Origin of the sequence: Aurantimonas sp. 22II-16-19i (assembly GCF_002088275.1) — a bacterium.
Taxonomy (GTDB): Bacteria; Pseudomonadota; Alphaproteobacteria; order Rhizobiales; family Rhizobiaceae; genus Jiella.
Window position 1 is genome coordinate 88,868 of the sequence record NZ_AQQS01000016.1, and the last position, 14,904, is coordinate 103,771.

Below are 14,904 nucleotides of genomic sequence, written 5' to 3' on the forward strand. Positions count from 1 at the left end.
CGGACGCCTGAGGTCGCCGCCGCGCCGCCGCATCGTCGGCGAAGCTGCTCGTCGATCGACCTCAGCCGCCGCGGGGCCCCTTCAGGATAGGCCAGAACAGACCCGGAATGTCGAGGGGCAAATGTTGCGTCACGGCATGAAGATCTTGCCGGGGTTCATGATCCGCTTGGGGTCGAGCGCCGCCTTGATGGCCCGCATCACGTCGACGCTGGCGCCGAGTTCGGCCTCCAGATAGCCGCGCTTGCCCTGGCCGACCCCGTGCTCGCCGGTGCAGGTCCCGTCCATGTCGACCGCCCGCCGGGCGAGCCGCGCCATGAAGCCCTCGGCCGCGTCGATCTCGCGCCGGTCCTCCATGTCGAGGAGCAGGGTGACGTGGAAGTTGCCGTCGCCGACATGGCCGATGATCGGGCCGATCAGGCCGTTCGCGTCGAGATCCTCCTGGGTCTCGCCGATGCAGTCGGCGAGCCGGGAAACCGGAACGCAGACGTCCGTCGCGATAGCCCGGCAGCCCGGCCGCAGCGCCACCGACGCCCAGTACATGTCGTGCCGCGCCTTCCACAGCCGGCTGCGCTCCTCGGGCCGGGCGGAGGCCTCCAGCGCGCCGCCGCCATTGTCCGCGGCCAGAATGCCGAAGGTCTCGGCCTGTTCGGCGACGGATGCCGGCGAGCCGTGGAACTCGACGAACAGCGAGGGCTGGGGCTTCATGTCGAGCTTGGCATAGGCATTCGCCGCGACCATCGACTGGGCGTCGAGAAGCTCGATCCGGGCCACCGGAATGCCGGACTGGACGGTCTGGATCACCGTGTTCACCGCATCCCGCACGGTCGGGAACGGGCAGACGCCGGACAGGATCGCCTCCGGGATGCCGTAGAGCTTGAGGTTCAGCCGGGTGATGACGCCGAGGGTGCCCTCCGACCCGACGAGGAGCCGCGTCAGGTCGTAGCCGGCGGAGGTCTTCCTCGCCCGGCGCGCGGTCCGGATGATCGTCCCGTCGGCCATGACGGCGGTCAGCGAGATGACGTTGTCGCGCATGGTGCCGTAGCGCACCGCATTGGTGCCGGAGGCCCTTGTCGCCGCCATGCCGCCGAGGCTGGCATTGGCGCCGGGATCGATGGGAAAGAACAGGCCGGTGTCGCGCAGGTGGGCGTTGAGCGCCTCGCGGGTGACGCCCGGCTCGACGATGCAGTCGAGGTCCTCGGCATGGACGGCGAGCACCTTGTCCATCTGCGACAGATCGAGGGAGATACCGCCTTCCGGCGCGTTGACGTGGCCTTCCAGCGACGAGCCGACGCCGAAGGGAATGATCGGCGCCTCGTTTTCGGCGCAGATCGCCACGATGCGCTGGACCTCTTCCTCCGACTGCGCGAACACCACGGCGTCCGGCGCCTGGTTCGGAATGTAGGTCATGGTGTGGGCATGGGCGCGGCGCACGTCCTCGCCGGTCGCAACGCGTTCGCCGAAGCTTTCCTTCAGGCGCGCCACCGCGGTCGCAATGCCGCTCCGGCGCGGCCGTGTCTCGGCCAGAATGTCTCGAAGCGCCATAAAACGTCTCCTCCTGCCCTCGTCGCCGCGATCCCGGCTGCGGCACAGGCAGGAGAATCGGGCATTCCTCTCCCGCCAGACTGACCCAGCTCGGTCATTGCGATCAATGCCTTGCCCGCGAATTGGCAAAATCCTCCGCGGCCCCGCCAGCGCCCGGTCTGCCACACCGGCCCGCCGGCGAGAAGTCCAGGCGCACGCAACGGCTCATGATGCCCGGTCAGGCGGCGGGGGCGAGGCGGCGGGGGCGGCACGGCGCTGGCGGATTTGACATTCGCCGTGACCGCCCGAACAACGGCAGGTGCCCGCAAAGAAGGAGACCGCCCGGCATGCCCTCGACCATCCCAGCGCCGTACCGCTCCCGCGAACTCGCCGTCGAGCCGGCCTGGATCGACTATAACGGCCATCTGAACCTTGCCTACTATCACGTTCTCTTCGACCGCGGCATCGACGATCTCTTCGACGCGATGGGGCTCGGCGAGCGCTACCGCGAGCGGACCGGCTTCACCACCTACACGGCCGAGGCGCATGTGCGGTATCTGAAGGAGGTACCGCCTGGCTCGCGGGTGATCGTCTCCTCGCAGATCGTCGGCATCGACGAGAAGCGGCTGCATCTCTTCCAGGAGATGCACCATGTCGGCGGCTGGCTCGCCGCGACGCTGGAGAATCTCAGCCTGTCGGTCGACCAGCGCGGCGAAACGCCAAAGGTGGCGCCCTTCCCGGCTGGAACCTTCACGAGCGTGTCGGCCGCCGCCGCCGCCCATGCGCATCTGCCCCGCCCCGCCGACCTCTGCCGGTCGATCCGGCCGCTCGGCAGCTGAGCGAGAACCGCGCGGGGGCTCCTCCCGGCGTCAGTGAACGCCGAGGAACTGCCGCAGCTCGGGCGTCTTCGGCGCCCCGAAGACCTCCTCCGGCCGGCCGATCTCGTGAACGCGGCCGAGATGCATGAAGACGACGCGCGAACAGACCTCGCGGGCGAAGTTCATCTCGTGGGTGACGGTGATCAGCGTCATGCCCTCCTGAGCGAGCCGGCGCACCACCTGCAGCACCTCGGCGACGAGCTCGGGATCGAGCGCCGAGGTGATCTCGTCGCAGAGCAGCGCCGCCGGCTTCATGGCGAGCGCCCTCGCGATGGCGACGCGCTGCTGCTGGCCGCCGGAGAGCTCCTCCGGCAGGGCGTCGAAGCGGTGGGCGAGGCCGACCCGGTCGAGCATCTCCTCGGCGACCCGCCGCGCCTCGTCCTTCGGCGTCTTCTTGACCACCGTCTGGGCCAGCATGACGTTGCGCCCCGCCGACAGATGCGGGAACAGATTGAACTGCTGGAAGATCATCCCGACCTTCTGGCGCAGGGCCCGCAACTGTTTCTCTTCCGTCGCAAGCTGCACGCCGCCGACGCTGATGGTGCCGGCGTTGATCGTCTCCAGACCGTTGATGCAGCGCAAAAGCGTCGACTTGCCGGAGCCGCTCTTGCCGATGATCGCGATGACCTCGCCCTTGTCGATGTCGAGGTCGATGCCCTTCAGCACCTCGTTCTCGCCGAAGCGCTTGTGGACGTCGGTGATCTCAATGAGAGACATTCAGCTTTCTCTCCAGGAACTTGCTCGTCAGCGACAGGGGCCAGCACAGGGCGAAGTAGAACAGCGCCACGAGCCCGTAGACGGTGAAGGGCTGGAAGGTCGCGTTGGTGACGATGGTGCCGGCCTTGGTCAATTCGACGAAGCCGATGATCGAGGTCAGCGCCGTTCCCTTCACCACCTGCACCGAAAAGCCGACGGTCGGCGGCACGGCGATCTTCAGGGCCTGGGGCAGGATGACGTGGCGCATCTGCTCGAGCCTCGTCATGCCGAGGCTGGCGGAGGCCTCCCACTGGCCCTTGGCGATCGCTTCGACGCAGCCGCGCCAGATCTCACCGAGAAACGCCGCCGTCCAGAGGATCAGCGCGGCGCCGGCCGCGAGCCACGCCGGAACGGAGATGCCGAAGAGGCCGAGGCCGAAGAAGGCGAGGAACAGCTGCATCAGGAGCGGCGTGCCCTGCAGGAGCTCGATGTAGAACTTTGCCGCGAGCCGCAGCGGCCGGGCCTTCGAGATCCGCGCAAACAGCACCAGGAGGCCGACGAGACCGCCGCCGACGAAGGAGACCAGCGACAGGGCGACGGTCCAGCGCAGGGCGAGAAGCAGGTTGCGCGCGATGTCCCAGAGCGTGAAGTCCGTCATCGGGAGGCCCGCCGCGGAAACATCAGGTGGCCGACGAAGGCCATCGCCTGCCGCAACAGGATCGCCAGGCACAGATAGATGACGGTGGTCACGAAATAGGCCTCGAAGGCCCGGAAGGTCCGCGACTGGATGAAGTTGGCGGCGTAGGTCAGGTCCTCCGCCGCGATCTGCGAGACCACCGCCGAGCCGAGCATGACGATGACCACCTGGGACGACAGCGCCGGCCAGATCCGCTGCAGCGATGGGACGAGGATCACGTGGCGGAACGTCTCGAGCCGCGTCATGGCGAGGGAGACGCCCGCCTCGAACTGGCCCTTCGGCGTCGCCTGGATGCCGGCGCGCACGATCTCGCAGGCATAGGCGCCGAGATTGATCACCATCGCGATGTTGGCGGCTTCGAGCTCGCCGAGACGCATGCCCATCGCCGGCAGCCCGAAGAAGATGAAGAACAGCTGGACGAGGAACGGCGTGTTGCGGATCAGCTCGACATAAGCCGAGACGACGAAGCGCAGCGGTCCCGATCCGTAGAGCTTGACGAAGGCGCAGGCGATGCCGAGGGCGATGCCCAGGACGCCGCCCACGATCGTCAGTTCGAGCGTGATCAGGATGCCCTTGACGATGACCGGATAATACTGGGCGATCCAGTCGAAGTTGAACGTGTAGGTCAATGATCCTGCCCCGGCGCTGCGCGGATGGCGGCGGACGGGCGGGCGCTGGTTGCGCGCCTGCCCGTCGGCGCGATCAGAGCGTTTCCGGCAGCTTCATGCCGAGCCACGTCTCGCTGATCGCGTCGAGCTTGCCGTCCTCCTTCGCCGCCGCGATGATCGCGTCGACCTTCTCCTTCAGCTTCGGTTCGTTCTTCGCCATGCCGATGTAGCAGGGCGAGTTCTTGATCAGGAACAGCGGCTCGGGCTTGCGCGGCGGGTTCTTGGCGAGGATCGCCGCGGCGACGACGTTGCCGGTCGCCACGAGATCGACCTGGTCCGACAGGAAGGCCGAGATCGTGCCGTTGTTGTCCTCGTAGCGCTTGATGGTCGTGTCGCTCGGCGCGATCTTCGTCAGCTCGAGGTCTTCCACCGAGCCGCGGGTGACGCCGACGACCTTGCCGGCGAGATCCTCCGCCTTGGTGACGCCGCTGTCCTTGGGCCCGAAGACGCCGTTGTAGAAGGGCGCATAGGCGGTGGAGAAGTCGATGACCGCCTCGCGTTCGGCGTTCTTGCCGAGGCTGGAGATGACGAGGTCGACCTTGTTGGTCTGGAGATACGGAATGCGGTTGGCGCTCGTCACCGGCACGAGTTCGAGCGTCACGCCCATCTCCTTGGCGATGAGGCCGGCCATGTCGATGTCGTAGCCCTGGGGCGCCATGTCCGTGCCGACGCTGCCGAAGGGCGGGAAATCCTGGGGAACGGCGACGCGCAGCGTGCCGCGCTCCATGATCGCGTCGAGCCCGTCGGCGCTGGCCGGCGAGACGGCGACGAGGGCCGCGGTGAGGGCAAGGGCAGCGCCCGCGAGACGGGCGAAGAGGTTACGTCGGTTCATCATGATCCTTCCGGTCTGGCATGGCGCGTCGCTGGCGCTTGCCGCAGGACAGCAAGCGCCATGCCAGACCGGCGGAAGGATCCGGACGAGGCGGGCTTTTACCGCGATCGAAAAGGCTGAATCGCCGCACAGCCGTGCATCATCCGTCCAACCCTTGGGCACACCTGCGATCGACAGGGCCCGGGAAAGCGGCAGTCTGGCCACTTCCTGAGCAGTTTCGAGGCCAGCCTCACGCAGCCTTGGCGGCGTCGCGGCGCTCCTTGCCGGGTCCCTCGCGGAGCTGCCGGGCGAGCTCGGTGAGCACCGCCTCGGCCGGGCGCGCCGGTGCCTTTTCGGCGCCGCCGATCCCCAGCTCGTCGAGGACGGCGAGCAGGATCGCCTGCTCCAAGGCGCGGGCGTCCTTGGCGAGGCAGTAGACCATCACGTGGAACTGCAGCTTGCCGAGGTCGCTGGTGGCGACGCTGACCTCCGTCTGAGGCCCGGCCGTATCGAAGCCAGCCTTGCGGGCAGCGAACTGGTGGAAGCGCGCGGCGAGTTCCCGGTCGGGCGTCAGCGCCGCGTCGGCGGCCTTCTCGATCGCCGCGATGACGCGGCCCGGCGACTGGGGCTGCTCGAGGGTCAAAGTGAAGCGGTGGGGCGAATAGTGGCGCGGCTGCGCCTCGACCCGCACGATGCCCGTCAAGAGCACCGAGTTCGGCAGCATGACGGTGCGCCCGGTGGCCGCCGCGCCGAGGCTGTGGGACGGCAGTTCGACGATGGTGGTCGAGAACAGGCCGTGGTCGATGACCTCGCCATGGATGCCCGACAGCTCGATCCGGTCCCCGACCTTGAAGAGATGGCCGCCGAAGCGCAGCAGCGAGCCTGCCGCGCACATGATCAGTTCCTTGGTCGCGACGACGACGGCGACGAGGACGGCCGTCAGGGACAGCATCATGTCCTGGATCTCGGACAGCCAGATGACCAGGAGGCCGATCGCCAGGACGACGTTGCACAGCGCCCGGATCTTGAACTTGTGGCGGCGCAGCGCGACCGGGTCGGAGCGACGTGCGACGATCGCTTCGGCGATCATCCTGCAGGCCAGGAGCCCGACGATCAGGACCAGCGTGGCGGTCATGTTGTCGGCGATGCGCGAGGGGATGAAGAGGGGCAACGGTAAAACTCCGCCATCGCCGCGACGCATCGGGGATGCGCACGCGGCAGGACAGTTGGGCGATCTCGATCTGGGCTGCCCGGTTATTGCGCCGACTGGGTTAAGCGAAGCTTTACCGATTGTGGTCATTTCGGGGAGTTTTGGCGCCGCCCCGGATCATCCCGCCAGCATGGCGTCTCGCACCGCTTCGGAGCGGTCGATGAGCGGCCCTGCCCCGCACCGTGTCTATCGAGACTTCGGCGTCAACCGTCGATGTCGACGCTGGCCTGCCTCTGCGCCACGACACGGCCCGCGCGCAGCACCTCGACGGCGAGCCTGTAGATGCCTGGCTGCGGCGGCCGCTTGCGGCCGGAGAACTGCAGGAAGGCGGCTTTCGAACGATCCAGTGCCTCGCTGGTCGTGTCGGAGAGAACGCTGCCGTCCGGCGCGGTGATGACGATATGGACGCGGTCCCCCCCGACGAGATTGGAGAACCAGCCCCAGCCGACCGTCGCGCCGTCGCCGGCCTTCAGATCCGCCGGTGGCCCCGCCTCGACCAGCCGGTCGTAGGAGGGCGGCGCGCCCGACAGGCCGATCGCCAGGATCGGATCGTCGGCGGCCTTCAGCCAGTCCCTTGCCGCCTCACCCCAGAGCGGCGCGCCCTTGGCGGGATCGAGGAGGCAACCGGCGGCGAGCGTGCGTCCGGTCGCGGGGTCGACGGCGGTCCCGCCCCTGCGCAGCGTCAGATGGACATGGGGAAACTGCGCGTTGCCGGAGGCGCCGACCATGCCGACGACATCGCCGGCCGCGACCGTCTGGCCCGGCCGGACCGCGATGGACCCCTGTTTGAGATGGCAATACTGCGCCTCGAGCCCCCCTTCCAGCTCGACCACGAGGCCGTTGCCGCATTCGCGATCGGCCACTGCCGCACGATCCTCCTCGGTGCGCACCAGACGGTCCGGCACGCCGTCGCGGCCGCGCAAGACGCGGCCCTCGCCGAGCGCCAGAACCGGCACGCCCCGCGCCACGTCCGCCATCGACAGGACGCGGATGTCGGTCCCGTCGTGGCCGTCATAGGTCTTGGTGCCGCAGAACGGATCGACGGCACCTGGCCCCTGATCGAAATCGGGATATTGCTGGACGAAGCAGGTGACGCCCGCCCGGCAGTCGAGCGGTACGGCCAGATCCGCAGCCTTCGCCACACAGGCTCCGGCGAGGACGGCCAACGCTGCCGTAGCGCCCGCGAGCAGGCCGGGACGCGCCCGGCGCGCGTATCGCATCATTCTTGCCAAGCCGCGCCGCAAATTCTATTCCACCGCTCGTCAGTTCCTCTTTTCCACCTCCTACCACATCGAGATCACCATGGCATCGAAGACGCTCCTGCTCCTTCCCGGCGACGGCATCGGCACCGAGATCATGGTCGAGGTGGAAAAGCAGATCGCGGTCCTCAACGACGTCGCCGATGCGGGCTTTGCGACCGAGACGGCCCTCGTCGGCGGCTCGGCCTACGATGCCGAGGGCGCGCCGATTTCCGAGGCGACGATGCAGCTCGCGCAAGCTGCCGACGCCGTGCTGTTCGGCGCGGTCGGCGGTCCGAAGTGGGATGGCGTCCCTTACGAGATGCGGCCCGAGGCTGGCCTCCTGCGCATGCGCAAGGAGATGGAGCTCTTCGCCAATCTGCGCCCCGCCATCTGCTATCCGGCCCTCGCCGACGCCTCGTCCCTGAAGCGCGAGATCATCGAGGGTCTCGACATCCTGATCCTGCGCGAACTCACCGGCGGCGTCTATTTCGGCGAGCCCAAGGAGATCATCGACCTCGGCAATGGCCAGAAGCGGGCGATCGACACGCAGGTCTACGAGACCTACGAGATCGAGCGCATCGCCAGGGCCGCCTTCGACCTCGCCAAGACCCGCCGGGGCAAGGTGACCTCGATGGAAAAGCGCAACGTGATGAAGTCTGGCGTCTTCTGGAACGAGGTCGTCACGCGGGTGCACCGGGAAGAGTATCCCGAGATGACCCTCGAGCACGAGCTCGCCGACGCCGGCGGCATGAAGCTGGTTCGCGCGCCAAAACAGTTCGACGTCATCGTGACCGACAATCTCTTCGGCGACATGCTGTCCGACATCGCGGCGATGCTGACCGGCTCGCTGGGCATGCTGCCCTCGGCCTCGCTGGGCGCGGTCGATGCGACGACGGGCAAGCGCAAGGCGCTCTACGAGCCGGTGCACGGCTCAGCCCCGGACATCGCCGGCACCGGCAAGGCCAATCCCCTCGCCATGATCGCCTCGCTCGCCATGGGCCTGCGCTATTCCTTCGGCATGGTCGCCGAGGCCGACGCGCTGGAAGCCGCCATCGCCGAGACACTGGAGGCCGGCATCCGCACCGGCGACATCATGGCGCCGGGCTGCACGGAGGTCGGCACGAGCGGCATGGGCGACGCGGTTGCAGAGCTGTTCCAAGCCAAGCTTGTCGGCAGCTGAGCGCGTCGCAGATAAAAAACAAAAGGGAAACCGCGATGCACTACGAGGAGTTCCGCAGGCGTTTCGGGGCATCGGTTCGCACGAAGCACATCCGCAAGCCCAGCGATAACGGGCCGAAGATGCTGGCGAACAAACGCCCCTATACGCTTCCCAAAGACACCGAGATCGAGCGCGAATTCATCCGCATGGAGCCCTGGGAAGCGGAGTATCTCTTCCGTATCGCCGAACGGTCCAAGATCGGGATTCTGGAGACGGGCCGGCTCCATGGGGGCAGCACACTGCTCCTCAGCTGCGCCGCTCCGACAGTCCCGATCTGGTCGATCGATCTTGCCCCGCGTGACGACGAAAAGCTCCTGGAGATCTTCCAGTCCCTCCAGATCGGCGCCAATGTCGAATTGATCGTCGGCGATTCGCGAAAGACCCGTTACCCCAGCATCACGGGATTCGATGTTCTTTGGGTCGATGGGGACCATTCCTACGAGGGATGCATGGACGATCTCGAGAACTGGATCGACCTCATGCGTCCCGGCGGTCACATTCTGGTTCACGACAGCTATCCCGGCCAGCCGGTCATGGACGCCGTTGCGGAGTTTTCGCGGCGCAGTGACGTCGAGACGATCGTTCCGGCTTTTCGCACCAGCGAGCACTGGTGGCATCCCGCGGGCTCGCTGGCCCACCTCATGAAGATCTAGGCCGGGCCCACCGGCCCTTCATCGCCGCCGCCAGTGCTCGCCGTGACGATCATTTGGTGATCCGGGGGCCTCGCGAGGCTTCCCGCCGGCGGCACCGTGCCATAGAAGCCGCCCATGATCTACGACGCCATCATCCTCGGGGCCGGCGGTGCCGGCCTCCTCGCCGCGGCGACGGCCGGACAGGCGGGCGCCCGCATCCTCGTCCTCGATCATGCGGACGAACCGGGCAAGAAGATCCTGATCTCCGGCGGCGGGCGCTGCAACTTCACCAATCTGGGCATCGAGCCACGCTGCTTCCTCTCCGAAAACCCGCATTTCGTGAAGTCGGCGCTGAAGCGCTACACCCAGTGGGACTTCCTCGCGCTCGTCGAAGCCTATGGCATCGCCTGGCATGAAAAGACCCTCGGCCAACTGTTCTGCGACGGCTCTGCGAGGCAGATCGTCGACATGCTCCTGGAGGAGTGCCGCCGCGGCGGCGTCGAGATCCGGCTGTCCACCCCAATCGGCGAGATCGGCCATGTGGGGGGCCGGTTCACGGTCGGCAGGGATTCGGCGCCGAACCTCGTCGTCGCCACGGGCGGGCCGTCGATCCCCAAAATGGGCGCGACCGGCCGGGCCTATGCCATCGCCGAGCAGTTCGGCCTCGCGGTCGTGCCGCCGCGCCCGGCGCTGGTGCCCCTGACCCTCGGCGGCGAGGAGCGGCTGTTCAAGGAGATCTCCGGCGTCGCCTGCCCGGTCGTTGCCCGAACCCGCGACATCGCGTTCGAAGAAGCCGCCCTGTTCACGCACAAGGGCTTGTCGGGTCCGGCGATCCTGCAGATCTCGTCCTACTGGTCGCCCGGCGAGACGATCGCGCTCTCAGTCCTCGACGATGCCGCCAGCCATCTGCGCGCCGCCAAGCGGACAATGCCCCGCGCCCATCTCAAAGCCGCTCTCGCCGAGCACCTGCCGAACCGCCTCGCCGAGGCGCTCGCTGCCCGCATCGGCCTCACCGCCGAACTCGGCAATCTCCCCGACGCCGTGCTCGACGAAGCCGCCGAGACGCTCACCCGCCTCACCTTCCGTCCGACCGGCACCGAAGGCTACGCCAAGGCCGAAGTCACCGCCGGCGGCATCGACACCGCCGAACTCTCCTCCAAGACCATGGAAGCGCGAAAGCTCCCCGGCCTCTACGCCATCGGCGAGGCCGTCGACGTCACTGGCTGGCTCGGCGGGTACAATTTCCAGTGGGCCTGGTCTTCGGGTGTGGCGGCGGGGCGGGCGATCGCGGCGCAGTCTCGTTGAGACGGGCGGCCGTCCCATCCGCCTGCGGCGGTCCGGCCGGGATAAAAGCGTGCCCTCCTCGCGCCATCGAGAACGGCAATCATGCGGGACGCGCCCGGCCTATGCGATAAGGTCCGGCGACGAGCATGTCGAACAGCCGGAGAGATGGAATGCTGCGATCTGACCGGATGATGAAGGCCGTCGTAACCACCGGAACCGGCGGATACGAGAAGCTCGAGCTGCGCGACGTCCCGGTGCCGACGCCGGGACCCGGCGAAGTCCTTCTTCAGGTCCTGGCGGCAGGGGTCAACAACACCGAGATCAACACGCGGCTCGGCTGGTACTCGTCGTCCATCCGACAGGGGACGGGCGAAACCGGCGAGCGCGAAAACCCCGCCGATGGCGGATGGAATTCGGCGACGCCCTTCCCCCTGGTCCAGGGAACCGATTGCTGCGGCCGGATCGTCGCCGCGGGATCCGATGGCGATCTGCCGCGGATCGGCGAGCGTGTCATCGTGCGCCCCTGCATGCGCATGCACGGCTTCGGCAGCATGAAAACCGTCTGGCTCGGCTCCGACTTCGACGGCGCCTTCGCTCAATATGTGAAGGTTCCGGCTCACGAGGCCTTCGCCGTCGATTGCGACTGGAGCGATGCGGAACTCGCCTCGCTCCCCTGTGCCTTCGGAACCGCCGAGAACATGGTGGAGCGAGCCGGCGTCGGGAAGGATATGCGTGTTCTGGTCCCCGGCGCGTCGGGCGGCGTCGGCTCCGCGGTGGTTCAACTCGCCAGGCGCCGCGGCGCGAAGGTCATTGGGATTACCAGCGCCGCAAAGCGTGACATGGTCCGGGACATCGGTGCGGACGATATCCTGACGCGGCACGACGATCCGGTCGCCATCCTCGGGCAGGAAAGCGTCGATGTCGTCATCGACAACGTGGCCGGAGCGGGCTTCGGCAAGATGCTGAAGGTCCTGAGACGCGGAGGGCGATATGTCTCTTCCGGCGCGATCGCAGGCCCCATCGTCGAATTGGACCTGCGCGACATGTATCTGAAGGACATCAGCCTCATCGGCTGCACGGCGTGGGACGAGGCCGTCTTCCCGAACCTCATCGCATATGTCGAGGCGGGAGAGATCAGGCCGCTCGTGGCCGCGACCTATCCGCTGGACCGCATCGCCGATGCTCAGGAGGCGTTCGGCGCGAAGGACCATGCGGGGAAGATCGTTCTCCTCCCGCCATCCTGACCCGGAGATCGGTCGACGATCCTCGGCCGATCCCTGTGACGCCCGACGAAAGGTTCGAGCGCCGCCTGCGGCTCCGACTTGTGCGATCGGGCCGCAGCGCGATGGTGCAGCTACCCCTCACCCCCCGCTCGTCAGCCCGGGCGGGCCGGTCAGCGCCTCTTCGTCCCGGTACGGGTTCGGCGTGTTGACGTCGGTTTCCTTCTCCGTCTGGTACCACTGGTCGGCGCGGTAGAGCACCAGCTTGTCGCGGCCGAGGCCCCGCAGCAGCGAGTACATCATGATCAGGAGCACGAAGGCGAAGGGGAAGCCCGCGACGACGGCCGCCGCCTGCAGCGCCTGGAGCCCGCCCGCGACGACCAGCATTCCAGCGATCGCCCCTTCGGTCACGGCCCAGAAGATGCGCTGGATGCGCGGCGGGTCGGTGTGGCCGCCGGCCGTCAGCATGTCGATGACGAAGCTGGCGCTGTCCGACGAGGTGACGAACCAGACGACGATCATGACGATGATCACCGCCCCTACCAGCGGTGTTGCCGGGAAGAATTCGATCAGCTTGAAGATCGCGTCGCCATAGTCGTTTTTGGTCGCCTCGATCAGCCCGGGATTGCCATCCAGCTCCATCTTGATGGCGGTTCCGCCGAAGGCGGTGAACCAGAAGAACAGGATCGAGGTCGGGATCAGGAGGACGCCGAGCAGGAACTCGCGGATCGTGCGCCCGCGCGAGATGCGGGCGATGAAGATACCGACGAAGGGCGACCAGGAGATCCACCACGCCCAGTAGAACAGCGTCCAGTCGACCTGCCAGTTGGTGCCGGAATAGGCCTCGACCCAGAAGCTGAACTGCACCAGGCTGCCGATGTAGTTGCCGACATTCTCGATGAAGCTGTCGAGGATGAAGAGCGTCGGGCCGACGATGACGACGAAGGCGAGCAGCGCGAAACTCAGATAGATGTTGAAGCTGGAGATCCGCTTGATGCCGCCGTCGAGGCCGAGCATCACCGAGATGGTGGCAAGACCGGTGATGATCGCAATCAGGCCCAGCTGGACGAAGATGTTGTTCGGCATGCCGAGAAACGTCTCCAGGCCGGAATTGATCTGCATCACCCCGAGCCCCAGCGAGGTGACGACGCCGAACATCGTGCCGAAGACGGCGAGGATGTCGACCGCATGGCCCATCGGGCCATAGATGCGCTCGCCGATCAGCGGGTAGAGGACCGAGCGGATCGACAGCGGCAGACCCTGGCGATAGTGGAAATAGGCCAGCGACAGGGCGACGATGCAGTAGATGCCCCAGCCATGCAGGCCCCAGTCGAAGAAGGCCAGAACCATCGCCTGCTTGGCCGCCTCGACGCTCTCCGCCTCGCCCATCGGCGGCGCGAAGAAGTGGAACAGCGGCTCGGCGACCGCCCAGTAGAGCAGGCCGATGCCGATACCGGCGGAAAACAGCATCGCCACCCAGGACAACAGTCCATATTGCGGCGTCTCGGTCTGCGCGCCGAGGCGGATGTCGCCATAGCGCGAGAAGGCCAGGTAGACCGTGAGGACGAGGGACAGGTTGGCGACGAGAATCAGGAACCAGCCGAAATAGTCGGCGATGCCGGTCTGCGCGCCCTGAAAGACGGTGTTCGCCGTTTCGGGAAAGCCGGCGCCGAAAATCAGGAAGCTCAGGATCAGCCCTGCCGAGATCAGGAAGACCGGCCGGCATACGTGAGGAAACGGGCCCAATCGGCCAGTCACGACGGCGGTGCCGCTTTGTGCTGCGTTGCCCGAATCTTTGTCTGCGGCTAACCGGGTCAAGTCGTTCCCACCATTCTCATTTCCAACGATCCTGGCCCTTTAACTGACGCTGCGCTTGCCCGCGTCAAGACGATTTCCCCCTGTCCGGCGCCGCATCGCTCTTTGCGGGCGCAACCAGATCGCCGTCATCGACGTTGTCCGTACACGAGAACCAATGATGGAGACGACAATGATCAGGAGTATTCTGAAGGCTGTGCTGGTCGGCTGGGTGGCGAAGAAATTCCTCAACCGCGACAAGGACGAGCCAGGCCACGAGACCCCGCGGCGCGAGCCGCGCCGGGTCTGACGCGGCAGGCTTGACGCGCCGGGCAACGCCCCAGAAGACATTCGAAGGCGGTCGATCGAAAGGTCGGCCGCCTTTACTGCATCCGGGGCGCCGGCTTGCCCTCCGGCAGGACCAGCTCGACGATCTGCCGCTCGTCCTCGGGACAGCTCGGCTCGGCCTCGACATACCAGCCGCGCGCCGTCCAGTTGCGCCCGCCCGCGATGTCGTCCGAGCTCACGCCGGGCTCGAAGGCCGCACCGACGGCGTAGAAGTCGAAGCAGTTGTCGCCCCGCCGCGCGACCAGGAAGCACCCGCCATTCAGATCCCCCGTCCGGTAGAACGTGCAGAATCGGGCATTGCGCACGGTCCAGTCTCCCGGCCAGACCCCCTCCCTGTCGCGATAGGAGAGCGACCCGTCGGCGCCGTAGGATTCCGCCCAGGGGGTGGCGTTCGCATAGACGCCCTCGAGGTTGCGCCCGGCGAAGGCAACGACCAGCGCCGCATCGTCCATCGTGCCGCGCAGGAGGTCGTCCATTCCCGCCGCGGCGCGGCCGATCCCGGCGCAGACGAGGATGAGGGCGAGCGACAGCACGAGCGTTCGGACCGGACTGCCGAACCTGCCGTTCGGGCCACCAGCGGCTTCATCCACGGCCGGTCCTCCTCCGCTGCGCGTCTCGCGAGTTTGCCGAAGATTGGCCGGGAAGGCCAGAGGGAACCCCGGCGCGCGCCTCGTGCGCCGCGGCC

The 14,904-nt window shown here is 67.1% G+C and carries 14 protein-coding genes; 5 read left to right on the plus strand and 9 right to left on the minus strand.

Going from position 1 to position 14,904, the window contains the following annotated elements:
- Positions 1–129: 129 nt before the first annotated feature.
- Entirely contained in the window at positions 130–1,542 is a 1,413-nt protein-coding gene (locus tag ATO4_RS14210; protein WP_083592191.1) for an FAD-linked oxidase C-terminal domain-containing protein, read from the minus strand.
- A 326-nt stretch (positions 1,543–1,868) separates the two neighbouring features.
- Here ATO4_RS14210 and ATO4_RS14215 point away from each other — a divergent pair, with 326 nt between their 5' ends.
- Positions 1,869–2,360 carry a thioesterase family protein gene (locus ATO4_RS14215; protein ID WP_083592192.1) on the plus strand — a complete coding sequence of 164 codons (492 nt, stop codon included), beginning with the start codon at positions 1,869–1,871 and terminating at the stop codon, positions 2,358–2,360.
- Between the two features lie 30 nt (positions 2,361–2,390).
- Here ATO4_RS14215 and ATO4_RS14220 read toward each other — a convergent pair whose 3' ends face one another.
- From ATO4_RS14220 to ATO4_RS14245, 6 genes are all read right to left on the minus strand, one after another.
- On the minus strand, positions 2,391–3,116 hold the full coding sequence (locus tag ATO4_RS14220) for an amino acid ABC transporter ATP-binding protein (RefSeq protein WP_083592193.1): 726 nt from the start codon (positions 3,114–3,116) through the stop codon (positions 2,391–2,393).
- The gene (locus ATO4_RS14225; RefSeq protein WP_083592194.1) at positions 3,103–3,753 is read right to left on the minus strand and encodes an amino acid ABC transporter permease; all 651 of its coding nucleotides are present in this window, start codon (positions 3,751–3,753) and stop codon (positions 3,103–3,105) included. The genes ATO4_RS14220 and ATO4_RS14225 overlap by 14 nt, the downstream gene beginning before the upstream one ends.
- Positions 3,750–4,421 (minus strand): amino acid ABC transporter permease, encoded by a 672-nt coding sequence (locus ATO4_RS14230; protein ID WP_083592195.1) that lies wholly within the window; start codon positions 4,419–4,421, stop codon positions 3,750–3,752. The genes ATO4_RS14225 and ATO4_RS14230 overlap by 4 nt, the downstream gene beginning before the upstream one ends.
- Positions 4,422–4,494: 73 nt before the next feature.
- Positions 4,495–5,292 (minus strand): transporter substrate-binding domain-containing protein, encoded by a 798-nt coding sequence (locus tag ATO4_RS14235; RefSeq protein WP_139802448.1) that lies wholly within the window; start codon positions 5,290–5,292, stop codon positions 4,495–4,497.
- 229 nt (positions 5,293–5,521) lie between these two features.
- Positions 5,522–6,442 (minus strand): mechanosensitive ion channel family protein, encoded by a 921-nt coding sequence (locus ATO4_RS14240; protein ID WP_245308753.1) that lies wholly within the window; start codon positions 6,440–6,442, stop codon positions 5,522–5,524.
- Between the two features lie 242 nt (positions 6,443–6,684).
- On the minus strand, positions 6,685–7,623 hold the full coding sequence (locus tag ATO4_RS14245; RefSeq protein WP_176222992.1) for a peptidoglycan DD-metalloendopeptidase family protein: 939 nt from the start codon (positions 7,621–7,623) through the stop codon (positions 6,685–6,687).
- A 160-nt stretch (positions 7,624–7,783) separates the two neighbouring features.
- Between ATO4_RS14245 and leuB the strand changes: the two genes are divergently transcribed.
- The 4 genes from leuB to ATO4_RS14265 all read left to right on the plus strand — a co-directional run bounded on the left by leuB (position 7,784) and on the right by ATO4_RS14265 (position 12,101).
- Positions 7,784–8,902: a 3-isopropylmalate dehydrogenase gene (gene leuB / locus ATO4_RS14250; protein ID WP_083592199.1), complete on the plus strand. Its 1,119-nt coding sequence runs from the start codon at positions 7,784–7,786 to the stop codon at positions 8,900–8,902.
- A gap of 35 nt (positions 8,903–8,937) precedes the next feature.
- Positions 8,938–9,594 carry a class I SAM-dependent methyltransferase gene (locus ATO4_RS14255; protein ID WP_083592200.1) on the plus strand — a complete coding sequence of 219 codons (657 nt, stop codon included), beginning with the start codon at positions 8,938–8,940 and terminating at the stop codon, positions 9,592–9,594.
- Positions 9,595–9,708: 114 nt separating this feature from the next.
- On the plus strand, positions 9,709–10,878 hold the full coding sequence (locus ATO4_RS14260) for an NAD(P)/FAD-dependent oxidoreductase (protein ID WP_083592201.1): 1,170 nt from the start codon (positions 9,709–9,711) through the stop codon (positions 10,876–10,878).
- Positions 10,879–11,027: 149 nt separating this feature from the next.
- On the plus strand, positions 11,028–12,101 hold the full coding sequence (locus ATO4_RS14265) for an alcohol dehydrogenase family protein (RefSeq protein ID WP_245308754.1): 1,074 nt from the start codon (positions 11,028–11,030) through the stop codon (positions 12,099–12,101).
- Between the two features lie 117 nt (positions 12,102–12,218).
- Here the strand turns inward: ATO4_RS14265 and ATO4_RS14270 are convergent, their stop codons facing one another.
- Together ATO4_RS14270 and ATO4_RS14275 are read right to left on the minus strand one after the other, a co-directional pair.
- The gene (locus ATO4_RS14270; RefSeq protein WP_245308755.1) at positions 12,219–13,823 is read right to left on the minus strand and encodes a BCCT family transporter; all 1,605 of its coding nucleotides are present in this window, start codon (positions 13,821–13,823) and stop codon (positions 12,219–12,221) included.
- 431 nt (positions 13,824–14,254) lie between these two features.
- Positions 14,255–14,809 carry a hypothetical protein gene (locus ATO4_RS14275; protein WP_083592203.1) on the minus strand — a complete coding sequence of 185 codons (555 nt, stop codon included), beginning with the start codon at positions 14,807–14,809 and terminating at the stop codon, positions 14,255–14,257.
- Positions 14,810–14,904: the final 95 nt, after the last annotated feature.

Coding starts and splice junctions, on each gene's coding strand:
- ATO4_RS14210 (WP_083592191.1), bottom strand. CDS start 1,542: ATGGCGCTTCGAGACATTCTGGCCGAGACACGGCCGCGCCGGAGCGGC.
- ATO4_RS14215 (WP_083592192.1), top strand. CDS start 1,869: ATGCCCTCGACCATCCCAGCGCCGTACCGCTCCCGCGAACTCGCCGTC.
- ATO4_RS14220 (WP_083592193.1), bottom strand. CDS start 3,116: ATGTCTCTCATTGAGATCACCGACGTCCACAAGCGCTTCGGCGAGAAC.
- ATO4_RS14225 (WP_083592194.1), bottom strand. CDS start 3,753: ATGACGGACTTCACGCTCTGGGACATCGCGCGCAACCTGCTTCTCGCC.
- ATO4_RS14235 (WP_139802448.1), bottom strand. CDS start 5,292: ATGAACCGACGTAACCTCTTCGCCCGTCTCGCGGGCGCTGCCCTTGCC.
- leuB (WP_083592199.1), top strand. CDS start 7,784: ATGGCATCGAAGACGCTCCTGCTCCTTCCCGGCGACGGCATCGGCACC.
- ATO4_RS14255 (WP_083592200.1), top strand. CDS start 8,938: ATGCACTACGAGGAGTTCCGCAGGCGTTTCGGGGCATCGGTTCGCACG.
- ATO4_RS14260 (WP_083592201.1), top strand. CDS start 9,709: ATGATCTACGACGCCATCATCCTCGGGGCCGGCGGTGCCGGCCTCCTC.
- ATO4_RS14265 (WP_245308754.1), top strand. CDS start 11,028: ATGCTGCGATCTGACCGGATGATGAAGGCCGTCGTAACCACCGGAACC.